At 44.6% G+C, this 15295-nt stretch carries 16 protein-coding genes; 8 read left to right on the top strand and 8 right to left on the bottom strand.

The genetic code is table 11. The features are described 5' to 3' along the window. The first annotated feature begins 350 nt into the window (after positions 1 to 350). The 3 genes from SVI_RS03930 (at position 351) to SVI_RS03920 (ending at position 4380) form a co-directional block, all read left to right on the top strand. On the top strand, positions 351 to 554 hold the full coding sequence (locus SVI_RS03930) for a hypothetical protein (protein ID WP_013050114.1): 204 nt from the start codon (positions 351 to 353) through the stop codon (positions 552 to 554). A 424-nt stretch (positions 555 to 978) separates the two neighbouring features. Then, a complete protein-coding gene (locus SVI_RS03925; protein WP_013050112.1) occupies positions 979 to 1449 on the top strand; it encodes a DNA polymerase III subunit chi in 471 nt (156 codons plus the stop codon). Positions 1450 to 1464: 15 nt separating this feature from the next. Beyond that, positions 1465 to 4380 carry a valine--tRNA ligase gene (locus SVI_RS03920; RefSeq protein ID WP_013050111.1) on the top strand — a complete coding sequence of 972 codons (2916 nt, stop codon included), beginning with the start codon at positions 1465 to 1467 and terminating at the stop codon, positions 4378 to 4380. Positions 4381 to 4595: 215 nt separating this feature from the next. Here SVI_RS03920 and amrS read toward each other — a convergent pair whose 3' ends face one another. Next, the gene (gene amrS / locus SVI_RS03915; protein WP_013050110.1) at positions 4596 to 5708 is read right to left on the bottom strand and encodes an AmmeMemoRadiSam system radical SAM enzyme; all 1113 of its coding nucleotides are present in this window, start codon (positions 5706 to 5708) and stop codon (positions 4596 to 4598) included. A 66-nt stretch (positions 5709 to 5774) separates the two neighbouring features. On the opposite strand from amrS, the gene amrB reads away from it, so the two are divergent. The 3 genes from amrB to SVI_RS03900 all read left to right on the top strand — a co-directional run bounded on the left by amrB (position 5775) and on the right by SVI_RS03900 (position 9115). Then, the gene (amrB, locus tag SVI_RS03910; protein WP_013050109.1) at positions 5775 to 6590 is read left to right on the top strand and encodes an AmmeMemoRadiSam system protein B; all 816 of its coding nucleotides are present in this window, start codon (positions 5775 to 5777) and stop codon (positions 6588 to 6590) included. Continuing rightward, the gene (gene amrA / locus SVI_RS03905) at positions 6568 to 7179 is read left to right on the top strand and encodes an AmmeMemoRadiSam system protein A (RefSeq protein ID WP_013050108.1); all 612 of its coding nucleotides are present in this window, start codon (positions 6568 to 6570) and stop codon (positions 7177 to 7179) included. Before amrB ends, amrA begins: the two co-directional genes overlap by 23 nt. A 403-nt stretch (positions 7180 to 7582) precedes the next feature. Next, complete coding sequence (locus SVI_RS03900) at positions 7583 to 9115, top strand: MFS transporter (RefSeq protein WP_013050106.1); 1533 nt, start codon at positions 7583 to 7585, stop codon at positions 9113 to 9115. Positions 9116 to 9295: 180 nt separating this feature from the next. On the opposite strand, the gene SVI_RS03895 is transcribed toward SVI_RS03900, so the two are convergent. From SVI_RS03895 to SVI_RS03885, 3 genes are all read right to left on the bottom strand, one after another. After that, entirely contained in the window at positions 9296 to 9865 is a 570-nt protein-coding gene (locus tag SVI_RS03895; RefSeq protein WP_013050105.1) for an acetate uptake transporter, read from the bottom strand. 549 nt (positions 9866 to 10414) lie between these two features. Beyond that, complete coding sequence (locus tag SVI_RS03890; RefSeq protein WP_013050104.1) at positions 10415 to 11125, bottom strand: pseudouridine synthase; 711 nt, start codon at positions 11123 to 11125, stop codon at positions 10415 to 10417. After that, entirely contained in the window at positions 11126 to 11770 is a 645-nt protein-coding gene (locus tag SVI_RS03885; RefSeq protein ID WP_013050103.1) for a helix-turn-helix transcriptional regulator, read from the bottom strand. It lies immediately after the preceding gene. A gap of 142 nt (positions 11771 to 11912) precedes the next feature. Here SVI_RS03885 and SVI_RS03880 point away from each other — a divergent pair, with 142 nt between their 5' ends. Further along, positions 11913 to 12533, top strand: a complete 621-nt coding sequence (locus SVI_RS03880) for an NADPH-dependent FMN reductase (protein WP_013050102.1) — start codon at positions 11913 to 11915, stop codon at positions 12531 to 12533. A gap of 338 nt (positions 12534 to 12871) precedes the next feature. Here the strand turns inward: SVI_RS03880 and SVI_RS03875 are convergent, their stop codons facing one another. The 3 genes from SVI_RS03875 to SVI_RS03865 form a co-directional block, all read right to left on the bottom strand. Continuing rightward, complete coding sequence (locus SVI_RS03875; protein ID WP_013050101.1) at positions 12872 to 13120, bottom strand: hypothetical protein; 249 nt, start codon at positions 13118 to 13120, stop codon at positions 12872 to 12874. A gap of 152 nt (positions 13121 to 13272) precedes the next feature. Continuing rightward, positions 13273 to 13608, bottom strand: coding sequence for a DUF1971 domain-containing protein (locus tag SVI_RS03870; protein ID WP_013050100.1), 336 nt, complete (start codon positions 13606 to 13608; stop codon positions 13273 to 13275). Between the two features lie 166 nt (positions 13609 to 13774). Continuing rightward, a complete protein-coding gene (locus SVI_RS03865; RefSeq protein ID WP_013050099.1) occupies positions 13775 to 14080 on the bottom strand; it encodes a DUF1971 domain-containing protein in 306 nt (101 codons plus the stop codon). 129 nt (positions 14081 to 14209) lie between these two features. Here SVI_RS03865 and SVI_RS03860 point away from each other — a divergent pair, with 129 nt between their 5' ends. Then, the gene (locus tag SVI_RS03860; protein ID WP_013050098.1) at positions 14210 to 14683 is read left to right on the top strand and encodes a hypothetical protein; all 474 of its coding nucleotides are present in this window, start codon (positions 14210 to 14212) and stop codon (positions 14681 to 14683) included. Here SVI_RS03860 and SVI_RS03855 read toward each other — a convergent pair. Next, positions 14678 to 15190 (bottom strand): GNAT family N-acetyltransferase, encoded by a 513-nt coding sequence (locus tag SVI_RS03855; RefSeq protein ID WP_013050097.1) that lies wholly within the window; start codon positions 15188 to 15190, stop codon positions 14678 to 14680. The two genes, SVI_RS03860 and SVI_RS03855, sit on opposite strands and share 6 nt — an antisense overlap. Positions 15191 to 15295: the final 105 nt, after the last annotated feature.

Genomic DNA, 15295 nt, shown 5'->3' with positions numbered 1-15295 from the left:
CTCATGGTATTCATCATTTCTTAATCACCCTCAATTCCTTTTCATAACGATGCATCTCAAACGACTTAATTCAGTCCGAAGGCTAGTATTGGCCCACTTCTCAGTAAAAATACTTAGGGCGAAAGCCATCAGAGTGTCCTATCTTTAACTTCTGGCTTTATGAAGAATTTACTTAGAGCCTACTCAGTTTTAATTAAGGCCTATCAATATTGAACCTGCATCATTAATCCTTATGTTAAGCCTTCTCAAGGTTAAAGGGTTCATTGCTCCACTTCGATATCTTCAAGATTGTTATGCATTCATTTACAGTGACAAGACCCTTTATAAAAAGGGTGAAAAGGAGAAGTCTTATGGAAACACTTAGAAAAGGTCCATTGACCATAGAGTTAGGCGGCAAGAAATATCCAGAGTGGGTTGAAAATTCAGAGGGTTACTGGGACTTTCACCGGGCTTATAGCAACAACAGATATATTGAATCACCCAACAGCCAACTGAGACAAGACGAGTGCGTGCTATCAGAAGCCGGGATATATCGATTAAGGATAATCCACTAAATCCTTGTATCCAGTAAGGATCGTTAGCTTGGAATCAAGCTGATTACATTTTGGCTCATTTGGTATTGACTAGTACTTTGAAAGTTCTAGTGCTGGATTCAAGTAAACCTTATTTTAAAAGCATTATATTTAATTCAACCGACTAAAATCGAAGAGACAAATAAAACCTGGTGCAAGTGAGCTCGAGGACTTGGGTTTCAGGGATGAAACCGCAGAGCGCCCATGGAAGGGTTCACAGCGTACCGAGAGATTACTTGCACTAAAGCCCACGGCAGGCGATAGATAACAATACAGCTAAGAGCTTCTATGAACTCTCATGACACAAAACTAAGCTAACGCTGCACAAAAAGAGGCTGATAACTAACCTCCGTTTAGTGTAAAATCCCTCCCTTCGACAGTAAATTAAGTCTAACTGATCCCAACTATGCCAAACGCCCTATTTTATGTGATGCCGGATGAGGCTAATAGCCCCACAGAAGCCACAGAACAAGTACACAGGTTAGCTTGCGAGCTGGCACAGGATGCATATGTGAAGCAGCAGCTGGTTTATGTCCATACTCGAGATAAAGAGCAGGCTTATGCTGTCGATGAATTATTATGGCAATTTGAGCCTAATTCTTTTGTGCCCCATAACCTCAAAGGTGAAGGCCCGCTTACAGGTGCGCCTGTTGAAATCGGCTTCGATACCTTAGGGCCCAATAAAAATCGCCATCTTCTGATTAATCTTGCAGACCAAGTACCCTCATTTGCGGTAAACTTTGGCCAGATTATCGATTTCGTTGCCAATGATACTGGCCATAAGACGATCGCACGCGATCGTTACCGACAGTATAAGAGTCTTGGAGTGACTTTAAACACTCAAGACCTAGCGAAACAACCACTTAATTTTGTTTGAGAAATACTAGCTCCCATGGAAAAAACATATAACCCGCAGTCTATAGAACAGTCTCTTTACCAAAGCTGGGAAGAGAAAGGTTACTTCAAGCCACATGGCGACGAGTCCAAAGGCAACTATTGCATCATGATCCCGCCACCAAATGTGACCGGTAGTTTGCACATGGGTCACGCCTTCCAAGATACCATTATGGATACTCTGACTCGTTATCAGCGTATGAAGGGCAAAAACACCCTTTGGCAGGTAGGTACAGATCATGCTGGTATTGCGACTCAGATGTTGGTTGAGCGTAAATTAGAAGCCGAAGAAGGCAAGACTCGTCACGATCTTGGCCGCGATAAGTTTATTGATAAGATCTGGGACTGGAAAGAAGAATCCGGTGGCACCATCACTAAACAGCTACGTCGTCTTGGCGCTTCTGTGGATTGGGATCGCGAGCGTTTCACCATGGATGAAGGCATGTCTGAAGCGGTACAAGAGGTCTTTGTCCGTCTTTATGAAGATGACCTAATCTACCGTGGTAAACGTCTGGTTAACTGGGATCCAGCCCTTCACACTGCGATCTCAGATCTCGAAGTCGAAAACAAAGAGAAGCAAGGCAGCATGTGGCATTTCCGCTACCCGCTGGCCGATGGCGCATTGACTGCCGATGGCAAAGACTATTTAGAAGTTGCCACGACTCGTCCTGAAACCATGCTAGGTGATAGCGCAGTTGCGGTTCATCCCGATGATGAGCGTTATGCATCCTTGATCGGCAAGTTTATCCTACTGCCAATCGTTAACCGTCTTATTCCTATCGTTGCCGACGATTATGTCGACATGGATTTCGGTACAGGTTGTGTGAAGATAACTCCAGCTCACGACTTTAACGATTACGAAGTCGGTAAGCGTCACTCCCTGCCTATGTACAACATCTTAACCTTCGATGCGGCTATTCGTAGCTCAGCCGAAGTGGTTAACACAGATGGCACCAGCAATACTGTATTAGATAACAGCCTGCCTGAGCGTTATGCCGGTCTAGATAGGTTCAAGGCACGAACTGCAATCATCGCAGAATTCGACACCCTTGGTCTACTGGGTAAGATAGATCCACACGGATTAAAAGTACCTTATGGCGATCGCTCTGGCGTGGTTATCGAGCCACTACTTACTGATCAATGGTATGTATCTGTTGCCCCTATGGCGAAGACAGCCATGGAAGCGGTCGATAATGGCGACATCAAGTTCGTGCCCCAGCAGTACGAGAACATGTACAACTCTTGGATGCGTGATATTAATGATTGGTGTATCTCACGCCAACTTTGGTGGGGACACAGAATTCCGGCTTGGTATGACGAAGCAGGTAAAGTTTACGTAGGCCGCGACGAAGCAGAAGTACGTGCTAAGCATAAGCTTGACGACTCGGTAGTGTTACGCCAAGACAATGATGTACTCGATACCTGGTTTAGCTCGGCGCTTTGGACCTTCTCGACCCTTGGCTGGCCGAAGAACACCGAAGAGCTTAAAGCTTTCCACCCAACCGATGTGTTGGTGACTGGCTTTGACATCATCTTCTTCTGGGTTGCCCGCATGATCATGATGACCATGCACTTCATCAAAGATGAAAATGGCAAGCCTCAGGTTCCCTTTAAGACAGTTTACGTGACCGGACTCATCCGTGATGAAGTCGGTAATAAGATGTCTAAGTCTAAGGGCAACGTACTTGATCCGTTAGACATGATCGACGGTATCGACCTTGAGTCACTGGTTACCAAGCGTACCGGTAACATGATGCAGCCAAAACTTGCTGCAAAAATCGAGAAGAGTACACGTAAAGAATTTGCCGATGGCATTGAAGCCCATGGTACCGACGCCCTGCGTTTCACCTTAGCGTCTATGGCATCAACAGGCCGAGATATCAGCTGGGACATGAAGCGTCTCGACGGTTACCGCAGTTTCTGTAACAAGATCTGGAACGCCTCTCGCTATGTGTTGATGAACACAGAAGTGCAGTCAGAAGATCAAGACAGCAATGTTGCAGGCGAGCCATTAGATTGCGGTCAGATTCTAACTGACGGCAAGCCTGGTGAAATGGAGCTTTCTCTTGCAGATCGCTGGATCATAGGCCTGTTTAACCAGACAGTTAAAGCCTTTGACGAGCACATGGAGAGCTATCGTTTCGACCTAGCAGCAAATACCATCTATGAGTTCACTTGGAACCAATTCTGTGACTGGTACTTGGAGCTAACTAAACCTGTAATGCAAAGCGGCACCGAAGCTCAGAAGCGCGGTACCCGCCATACTCTAGTGACTGTACTAGAGCAGATGCAACGCTTAATGCATCCTATGATGCCTTATATCACAGAGACTATCTGGAAGCGCGTACAGCCCCTAGCTGGCGTGACCGGCGATACTCTAATGTTGGCACCTTTCCCTGAATACCAGGCTGATAAGGTCGATGACAGCGCGATGGAAGATCTCGAGTGGGTTAAGCAGGTCATCACTGCGGTACGTAACATTCGCGCCGAGCTTAACATTGCCCCATCTAAGCCGCTTAATGCCCTACTACGCGGCGTCAGCGAGCAAGACAAGGCTCGTCTGGAAGAGAACCAAACCTTCTTCAAGACCTTAGCTAAGCTTGAGTCTATGACTATCCTCAGCGACGACGAGACAGCGCCTATGTCTACCACTCAGTTGATTGGTAATATGGAGCTGCTTATCCCTATGGCAGGTCTTATCGATGTGGCTAAAGAAGTCGCCCGTATCGACAAGCTTCTCGAGAAGGCTGCTGGTGAGTTTAAGCGCATCGAAGGTAAGCTCTCTAACCAAGGTTTCGTGGCTAAAGCCCCGCCAGCCGTGATTGAAAAAGAACGTGCTAAGCAAGTGGGATATCAACGCGATATCGACAAGCTAACCGAGCAGAAAGCAGAGTTGGCTAAGCTGGAAGGTTAAAAGAAGTTATAAGTGACCTCTAGGGATGGAGGAAATGCCAATCAATGTCGGGAACATTTATGGCCTGCGAGCTGTAAGTGTTAAGCTTAAGACAGAGTAATAATAAGGTGGCCGTTTGGTCACCTTTTTTTATGCCTAAAGCTAACCATTACATAGCTTTTACTTACCACTTACCACTTACCACTTACAGCTTGCTCGTAACCCGTATCTTCTCGTTAACCTATCGAAATCGGAATTCTATTCCTGCCGAAATGCTCGCAGGGGCCATCGAAACGTCCCGGTATTTGGGTACCGCAATATTGGCACTTACCACTGTGATTGAGGTGATACTCACCTAATTCATACCAGTCTCGATTGATGACTAGTTTATGACATGACGGGCAGTAACTGCTGCCGCCATCAGTGTCATGAATATTGCCGGTATAGACATAGTTAAGCCCCTGATCCAGAGCTATTTCTCTGGCCCGCAACAGCGTCGAAACTGGGGTTCTGGGCTTATCCAACATATGGAAGTCGGGATGAAAGGCACTGAAATGCAGTGGCACATCATGGCCTAAGTTATCGGCTATCCATTTGGTTTCTTGCTCCAGTTCTTTGACTGAGTCGTTTTCATCTGGGATCAAGAGTGTGGTTATCTCGAACCATACCTGAGTCTCATGCTTAAGATAGAGCAAGGTATCCAGTACATCGCTGAGATTGCCGCTACAGATCTTGTGATAGAAGTCTTGAGTAAAACCTTTCAGATCCACATTGGCGGCGTCCATATAGCGATAAAACTCGACTCTGGGCTCGGGGCAGATATAACCAGCTGTCACCGCCACCGAGTTGATCCCCTGCTCATGACAAGCTTGGGCCACATCTATGGCATATTCGAGGAAGATAACAGGGTCGTTATAGGTGAAAGCTATGCTCCTGCAGCCCATGCGCTTAGCCGTGGCCGCCAAAGATTCCGGGCTGGCTGTCGAGCCTAAGGTATCGAATTCACGAGACTTACTTATGTCCCAATTTTGGCAAAATTTACAACAGAGGTTGCAGCCTGCGGTGCCAAATGACAGCACTGAACTGCCGGGATAGAAATGATTCAGAGGTTTCTTCTCGATTGGATCGATACAGAAACCGCTGGAGCGACCATAGCTGGTGAGCTTTATCTCATTATCTATGTTTTGCCGCACGAAACAGACCCCACGCTTACCCTCACGCAGCTGGCAATGTCTAGGGCATAAATCACACTGCACCCTAGCGTCGTCCAGCTTATGCCAGTACTTAGTGTCTACCGTACTCGCTTCTACCGCATTAGTTTCACCTGTTCCTGTACCTGATTTAGACATCATCAGCATGTGTCCACCTTGGCCTATACTTAAAGCCTAGTTTAAAAAGCTTGGGCTAGGTATCAGATGCTAAGTTCTATTCGCCCTCCCGCCGTTGCCGGCCTGTTTTATCCGGCAGACCCTATAACGCTATCCACTGAGCTAACCAGCTATATGGATCAGGCAGTGCAGGCGCAGCATCTCCAAGTGTCCAACAAGGCGCCTAAGGCGATTATCGTGCCCCATGCGGGCTATATTTATTCAGGGCTAGTGGCGGCTTATGGCTTCTTTCACATCCAGAGGTATAAACATAAGATTAAACGTGTGGTTTTACTGGGTCCCGCTCATACAGTTTACCTGCAAGGCTGCGCCTTACCCGAAAGTAGCCATTTCTGCACACCTCTAGGAGATTTGCCCATAGACAGGGCGGGCGCTGCAAAATTGGCTGCAGATGATGCCGTCACCATCTCCAACATTCCCCATAAAGAGGAGCACAGTCTGGAAGTCGAGCTGCCCTTCTTGCAGCATTGCCTGGATGAATTTGAGCTCCTCCCTATTCTAGTGGGCGAAATAGCCCCTGAACCTATGGCCAGTCTGCTAAATTTAGTCTGGGGTGGAGACGAAACCTTGATTGTCATCAGCTCAGATCTAAGCCATTTTCATCCCTACGATGAAGCTAAACGATTAGACCAAGACACTTGCCAGAAAATACTAGCCAATAACAGTGACATATCTTCCGAGCAAGCCTGCGGGTGTCGCTCACTCAATGCGCTTTCCCTCCAGCTAATACGCCATAATCTCGATATCACTCAGTTGAGTTATCGAAATTCGGGTGACTGCGCCGCTAGTTATGGGGCTGACAAAAAACGAGTGGTCGGCTATGCCAGCTTTACCGTCAGTTAATTTAACCCAGCCCGAGAAATGTCACTTGCTCGCTCTGGCTCGTAGCACCTTAGTTGACGCCTTCAACTCAGAACCGTCGACCAATCACCCCGACACTTTCCATCATAGGTCCGCCGATAAAGCCGTTATCGAATTGAAGCTGGGCTGTTTCGTTACCCTGACACTCGATGGTGAGCTCAAAGGCTGTATGGGATGCATCGAAGGTGAGCGCCCTCTGGCTAAAAGCATCCCAGATCTGGCCACCAGCAGCGCCTTCTACGATCGGCGCTTCTCACCTTTACTTGAGTCCCAGCTAGGTCGAATCTCGATAGAGATATCTCTGCTCTCGCCTCTTTCCCCCTTAAGCGTTAGAAGCCAGGCTCAGCTCGAAGAATACTTAGCGCGAGATCACTATGGCTTAGTGCTTAAAGAGGAGGGGTTAAAAGCCGTATTTCTTCCCCAGGTCTGGGAGCAGTTCTCTAACCCAAAATCCTTTATCGATGCCCTAAAAGTTAAGGGAGGCTGGCCCGAGGACTATTGGTCAGAGAAGATAGAGGTTGAGCTATTTAAGGTTATCCACTTCAGCGACGAGTCGGCTCAAAAAACCTAATGAAGCATTAATAACAAATTACAGTCTCAGACTCATATGACCCCAGATCTGCTTATCGATAACAAGCCAAAGTTAATAGCAAGCCATATTCCACCCAAATAACTGCACCCCACCTAAAATATTTGTTTGTCTTCTCACTCAGGTGAGAAAAAAATCAGTCGTATCAAAAAACTGCAGCTTGGGTTAACAAAAGGCCCCCCAGAGCAGGCCTGTTTTTTCGAAGTGAACTCGATTGGTTTTGGTGTTTTGCAGTAAATTAGGTAGAGTGTCCATTACTATCACAAGCGAACAACTTAAAAACAGTCAAGATGTGCGTTTAAAACATAAAAAACAACATAGACACATCATTAGTTGCAATCAGACTAAATAACAAACTAATAATTATAATATTTGAAGGAAGAAGATGAGCAATTCCAAAGATGCTTATGCAGACAATGATCTGCGGGAAGTGAAACAGCTGGGCATGTGGGCCTCCATCGCCAGCTTAAGTTATATTTTCTGGATAGTCGGCGGCATGGAGCTCGTTGAACGTATTGCCTATTATGGTGTTAAGGCCAGTGCGGGTCTTTATGCAAAAGCACCAGTCTCTGAAGGCGGCCTAGGGATCAGCCTCAGCGACTATGGTGTGATTATCGGAATTTGGGCCATGATGCAGACCTTTGTCCCGGTATTTACCGGCGGTATTTCAGACAGAGTCGGCTATAAGGAAACCATTTTTGCATCAACCATAGTCAAAATTTGCGGTTATTTAGTGATGGCCTTCTTCCCTAGTTTTTATGGTTTCCTCTTCGGTGCCATATTACTCGCCGCCGGTACTGGGATATTTAAGCCTGGGATCCAGGGGACCTTGGTCCTCTCAACTGGCCGGCAAAATACGTCTATGGCCTGGGGAATATTCTACCAGGTAGTCAATATTGGCGGCTTCTTAGGACCTCTGGTTGCCGTACATATGCGCCAACTATCTTGGGATAATGTGTTCTACGCCTGTGCAGCCATCATCTCCTTTAACTTTCTTTTTCTGCTGGCCTACAAAGAGCCGGGCAAAGAGGAGCGCTTAGAGCGTAACCGTAAGATTAAAGCCGGTGAGATACATCAAGAAGTGCTCTGGAAAGATGCCTGGCATGAGCTGAAAAAGCCAATCGTTATCTACTACATGCTAGTATTTGCAGCTTTCTGGTTCCTATTTAACTCACTGTTTGATGTGTTGCCAATCCATATTTCCGAGTGGGTCGATACTAGTGTTATCGTGACCTCATTATTTGGCCCGGAAGGGACATCAAACGGAACATTGCAATTCTGGCTTGGACTGGATAACACCGGGACTAGGGTCATGCCAGAAGGCATGCTCAACCTCAATGCGGGCATGATTATGACCTCATGTTTCCTAGTTGCAGCCCTTACGGCTAAATATCGTATCACCACGGCTATGCTGGCAGGTTGTTTGCTGAGTATCTTAGCTTTCGTATTTATCGGTGCCTCTAACGCAGCCTGGGTGATGGTGTTTGCCATCGCCATGTTCTCCTTTGGTGAGATGATGATTAGTCCCAAAAAAGGTGAGTTTATGGGTAATATCGCACCGGAAGGCAAGAAGGCTATGTATCTAGGTTTTGTCATGTTGCCCCAAGGCATAGGCTGGACACTGGAAGGTTTCTTTGGCCCTAAACTCTATGAGATGTATGCATCCAAAGAGATCTTCTCCTTAGACCTTCTCAAAGATCGTGGCATGAGCGCCAGTGATGTGAGTGCTATCCCACAGGGTGAAGCCTTTACCACACTAGTAGCCTACACAGGGGAGCCAGCTCAAGAGCTAACGACTCTACTCTACAATACCCATAATATCGGCATGGCTTGGTATATCATAGCTGCCATAGGAAGTATTTCCGCCGTGGGTATCTACCTGTATGGCAAGTGGTTATTGAAACTACAGAGAAGCTAATAAGTAGCTGAGAGGCTGAGAGGCTGAGAGGCTGAGAGGCTGAGAGGCTGAGCAGATTAACAATAAAAGGGGCTTAGGCCCCTTTTATTTTTTACTATGTACTTCTAAAAATACAATCTATAGAGGCTAGAGGGAACTCAAGGGGTTCCTCCTAGCTCTTAGTCAATACTAGGCGTCTACCTAGCTTTTCTTGACTTCACCTACTGGTAAAATAGTGCGGCCATACTCGGCATTAAGCAGCTGAGCCATAGCGAAATAGATAGCACTCGCACCACAGAAGATGCCTTCGAAGCCAGCGATAGTACCTATCAGAGCACTTCCGGTAAAATCTTTCGCTGCAAGTAAAACGAATAAGATGGTCAGAGAACCAAATACCACCTGCTTGGCTTTAGGATAACGCAGTGAACCAACAAACATAAAGGCAGTAAAGACACCCCAAAGTAATAGGTAACAGGCCATAAATTTGGCCGGTGTCGGAGCAGCTAGGCCCATCTTAGGTAAAATTAACAAGCCAACTAAAGATAACCAGAACATACCAAAAGAGGTAAACGAAGTTGTGCCGAAGCTATCACCACGTTTGAAACACATGATCCCAGCGATAACCTGAGCGATACCACCATAGAAAATCCCCATAGCCAAGATCATAGAATCTATTGGGAAGAAACCTGCATTATGGATATTTAGTAAGATGGTGGTCATACCAAAACCCATCAGGCCTAAAGGTGCTGGATTAGCTAGTTTTGTCGACATCGAGTTCCCCTACGGAGTGTTCCAACAATTACGACGCCAACAATTAGTTACCATCGTAAATGAAATTTAATTTGAATTTGAATTTAAGCGGCGCATTTTAGAGGATGGGCTAGTTCATATCAAACAAGGGAAATCTGTGTTCTAACTAATATCCACTTGAAAACGACTCGGCACAATTATTATGGCCGAGCAATATAACCTATGTTATTCATGAGGATAAGGTAAAACCGTAACAATAATATTCAAGAGTGAGTTTCATCAATGAAATGACTAACCCTATTGATTTCAATTCGATAGCACTTTTCAGCTAGATAAGTACCAGTCAACAAACGGCACCAGAAAGACCTAAATCACAAAAAGCCAGCAATAGCGATACACGTCACACTTATGACGCATTTAAGCTAATGATTAACTAACTTACCAGCTTACAAAACACCACTTAAGCGATCTATCGCCCAAATAAAAAAAGAGTGTGACCGGCAACCCAAAAGAAGTAATCGCTTTTTCTAGTGATAAAAAATATAGAAATATTTGAATTTAGCGTCAAGTCTAGCCAAATATATCGTTCACCTCTTCGACACTGAGCTCTCGACTGCCTCCCTCATCTAGGTCAGGATCTAATAATAGCTCCCCAACCGAGTAACGATGTAGCCCGATAACAGGATTGCGAAACCGGCCAAACATACGTTTTATCTGATGATATTTACCTTCGGTCAAGGTCACTTCAGCAATATGTTCACTGATAATCTCCAGCTTAGCCGCCTGAGTGGTAATATCTTCAAATTCAAAGTAGAAGCCCTTGGCGAAAGCATCAATATACTCTGTCGACAGTGGGTTTTGCAGTGTCACTCGATAACGTTTCTCGACTTTAGATTCGGGAGACATCAGCTTTCTGGACCAACGACCATCGTTGGTCAATAGCATGAGTCCTGAGGTGTTCAAATCGAGCCTACCTACAATATGTAGTTCAGATTTAGCTGGATGATCTAAAAGGTCGATCACTGTCTTGTGTTTATCATCCTTGGTCGCGCTAACCACACCCACAGGTTTATTGAGCATCACGTAACTAGGGCGATTATTCTTAAGCACTGCGTCATCGACAGACACGTGGGAAAACTCATCCACCAGCTGCTGTATGTCTTTGGCCACTATGCCATCGACTCTGACCCTATTCTGCGCGAGCATCAAGCGTATATCTTTACGCTTGATCTTAAGCTCACTGCTAAGGAACCTGTCTAGTCTGGCGCGTTTGGATTCCATTTACGATTGAGCCGAAGGCTGAGCAGCAGATAAAGGAGTCACCCTATAGGCGCAGCGCCTAGCGCCTTCGATAATATGTTCTTCACGGCTGACGCTAGCCTCTGGGCTTAAGATCGTTTGAAACAAGTTAAGTTCAGAGCGGCAGAAGTTAAGACACTTGCTGGCAGCTGCGCAAATTGGACAATGATTTTCCATTAACCAAAAACATGAGTCATCTTCGACTACGGTCGCCATATACCCTTCACGGCTTCTCAGATCGGCTAAGGTATTGAGCTTATCGATAAGACTGGTTTTACCTAACATACTCTGTTGATAAAATATCAGTGAAGTTTGTTCTCTGTGTTTAATTAACTTTTCTAATCCAGTATCGCCAAATACTGTGATAACAGAATCTATCAACTGAACCGAGAGCTCTTCATGACGATCAGAAAAGTGACTATTACTCTTAGACGTCAGGGACCAAAACCGAGTAGGCCGACCACGAGCCGCCTTTTTATCTTCAAAGATCACGTATCCATCATCCTCTAGACCTTGCATATGCTGACGCACACCCATGGTTGTCAGAGATAATTCACCGGCTAAAAATTTAGCCGTGAGGGGACCCTGAGCCTTGAGTAGATGAATGATTTTTTCGCTGGTTTTCATGATGCCTCTCTACACCTAAATTCACCTAGACATTATTACCGATCCAGACATTATGTAAATATTTTAATGTACTTTAGTCTTTACAAGACTATTTAAAGCATTTAAATTACCAAAAAACTTAATAAATTAAAAGATTTACTAAATGAATTTACTCATCGTCAGTAGCAGCCAGAGAACAGGCTCACAAAGTGTCAAAGTTGCCAATTACTTAGCTAAACATTCTTCAGAATTTAAAGAAGTGAATCATATAGAGCTTTGCCGTTACGACCTGCCTTTTTGGGATGGCGATCATAAAAGTAAATATGCCGAAGCCAGCCCCTGGACCATGATTGCTCACAAGATCAGAAAAGCTGATGCATTAATTTTAATCACTCCTGAATGGGGAGGAATGGCCTCACCACTACTCAAAAATTTCCTACTTATGTGTGATAACAAAGACACAGCCCATAAACCGGCACTGTTAGTCTCTGTAGTCAGTGGGATCAGCGGCGCCTACCCCATTGCAGAACTCAGAATGAATGCGATGAAAAATAACAAGTTAGTGGCTATACCCGATCACTTAATCATTCGAAATGTGACCCAAGTGCTCAATAGTGCTGATGAAGTGACACAAGAAGAAAGCCAGTTAGAAAGTGACCTTAAACAAAGAATTGATTACAGTTTGTATATGCTACATCAGTATAGCCAAGCCTTAGCGACAATCAGATTTAAACATGAAAATGAGCCATACCCAGAACAACAAGAATACAGCTTCGGCATGTAAATCTAGCCGATAGCAATCAGGACTAAGTTATCTTAGGTCTCGCACATAACTTAGTCCTGAATAATATCCCAAGGTTCACAAAATCTAGCGAGCAGCCTTTGCTACCCTTAAGTAGATGTTGGCGGAAAGGAGAAGTGGCGATCCCACGAATTGAACGGGAATTTTACTTATTGACCTCTAATATCCAGACTGTGATCGAACCTTGTTGAAGCTGACTTGTTGACTGACTGCTTGACTGACAAAGCGGGGGACAGAAGATGCATTTAAAAGAAACACCTTTTATCAGCAGCCTAACGGCTATAAAAGTAAAATTCACTCAGTTTATCAGTGATCTAGCATCACTTGACCCAGATCACTAATGCCAACAAAACCAAATAGAAGAAAAAACCTGAGATATAGGCCGAGAAAAAATCATTTCTCGCTAATCTTTTTTCATTGCTAAACACGCTTGGAGCGAAAAGAGGCTTCTGAATTCGCCCAAACGACACGACTCTTAATACCAGAGCACCTGTTGTGTATAAGGCAAAGGAAAGTAATAAATCCCAGAAAAACCAGAAGAAAAGTTCGGCTATGCTACCCATCAACATATCTTCTCCTTAATCCATTATCGATGAATTCCCAATGTACCCTCTATCAATGTAAATGTCATGTTAAGATTTGTTAACTGGAAGTTTCATCTGGATATCCCTCTCATTTGAGACTCACGACAGCAGGATTAATTCAGGGTCTGAATGTCATATTAAGCCCGTTCCGATTGTTTCTCTTTCACTATCGACGAGTCTTTTCTAGCAAAGAAATCGACTCTAAAAGAGGTCTCATCAGTAAGAAACTCCACCTTATGCCAATACTCAGGAGGAGACACTGCAATGCCTCCGGCGGGAATAACCAGAGTCTGCTCAACTTCACCTCGTCGCGATCTAAAGCCATAAAACATCAACTCGCCGCTAATAACCTTGATCTGTCCATACACGCCGGCTTTAGTATTATGTGAATGAAGGAACATTTTAGGAACATTCTCGAGGGTAAAGACTTGTGTTGATTTGTAATTAACAAAATCACTTGGAATTTGAGCCATAGAACACCTCTGTTTAAGCGTCATTAAAACTTGATGTTCACACAAGCTACATCAATTTCAAGTGGTTAACCATGAAGTGAACAGACAATAAATGTAAAGATACAATAAATGGCATATCTTAATTTTAGACTCGTTAGACCCATACAAGCTAACAATGGGCAGGAAGTTACAATAACTTGGGCTTAGCATAGAAGGTCACTTCAAATTGAGTATCATATGTCAGAGGTTCAATTTTATGCCAATAATTAGGATGAGATATCGCCGTTTCATCGGCTTTAATTAACACCTCTTTTTCTGCTTGCAAATGTTTACCTTGGTAACCATAAAACTTCACCTCCCCCTGTAACACATGGATCTGTTCGTAGATCCCAGCCTTAGTAAAATGTGGCTGGGCGAGTGCTTCGGGGATAGAAGCTATTGTATAAATGTCACTCGACTTGTAACTCTTATAACCTTTAGGAACACATGACATCTTTCACTCACCGAAAAGAGATTAATGACATTAAGTCTAGCCGCAGATATTAGTATCACCACAGATAGGCCAAGAGATTTACCTTGATATACGTTAAACTCTGGCTAAATTTGATAAAAGCTTACCCCCATGAACTCCGCTTTCAGCTACACGACTCAATATAGTTTAGATAAGGCCCATTTTAGTGAATGCTTCGACGAATCAGTCACTATAGACAGCTCATGGCGCGCCTACACCAAAGCCATAGGCTTCTTTTTCGTCGGCATAGCCTTACTGATCACAGTCATGAATACCTATGCATCCTTCTTCGTTATCGGGTTAGGAGTATTGGAATGGGCTAATGTGAAGTTTAAGAAGACATGGTGGTTATGGCGACAGATGATGAGTAAAGCGGCCGGAAATGAAGTGACCTTAACCTTAGATGAACTTGGGGTCAGCAGCCAGTCCTTCTACGTTAAGAGCCAGATATTGTGGAGTGATGTCTCAGAGATAGTTAACACAGATAGAGGCTTCCTCATTAAACATCCAGGTGGCACCAGCTATGTGTCTAAGCAAGTGCTAAACGAGACTGCACTCACCTTTATAAACAGTAAAGTATTATGACTCTTTAACGTTAGCCATGATAAACGCATCCACATATTCGCCATCTCTAAAAGCGTAATCTCTGGCTTCTCCCTCTATGATGAAGCCATTACGCTTATAAAGTACGATGGCAGCATGATTATCGGTATAGACTTCAAGCTCAATTCTTCTTATCGCAAGCCAATTATGCGCTAGATCTACCATGGCTTTAACCATAGTATCTCCGACTCCTAAGCCCTGAAACTTCTCATCTACCGCCATCCCTATGTTGGCGACATGTTTACGTCTTGGATTCGTCATCACTTCCATGCCGATCTGTCCCGCCACCACTCCATCTATGATAGCCACCAGACTGTGAAAGTTTTCCGGAAGCTCACTCAGCCGCTTCTGCCAACGCTGCAAAGAGGGAAAAGGATGCTGCAAGGTTCCGCTATAACACGAAGGCTGAGCATAAATATTCTTAATCGCTATGATGTCATCAGTGTCGCTATGACGAATCTCGATTACCTTAGCTGCTTGTATCTGCATGTACTCGCCTCATTAATTTACATACAAAACACTATGCCATCCTTTGTTCATTAACACTCTTAGTTTCTATCCCATCTTAAAATGATAGCGGATACTAAATCATGA

Origin of the sequence: Shewanella violacea DSS12 (assembly GCF_000091325.1) — a bacterium.
Classification (GTDB): domain Bacteria; phylum Pseudomonadota; class Gammaproteobacteria; order Enterobacterales; family Shewanellaceae; genus Shewanella; species Shewanella violacea.
This window is presented reverse-complemented; position numbering and strand designations above follow the sequence as displayed.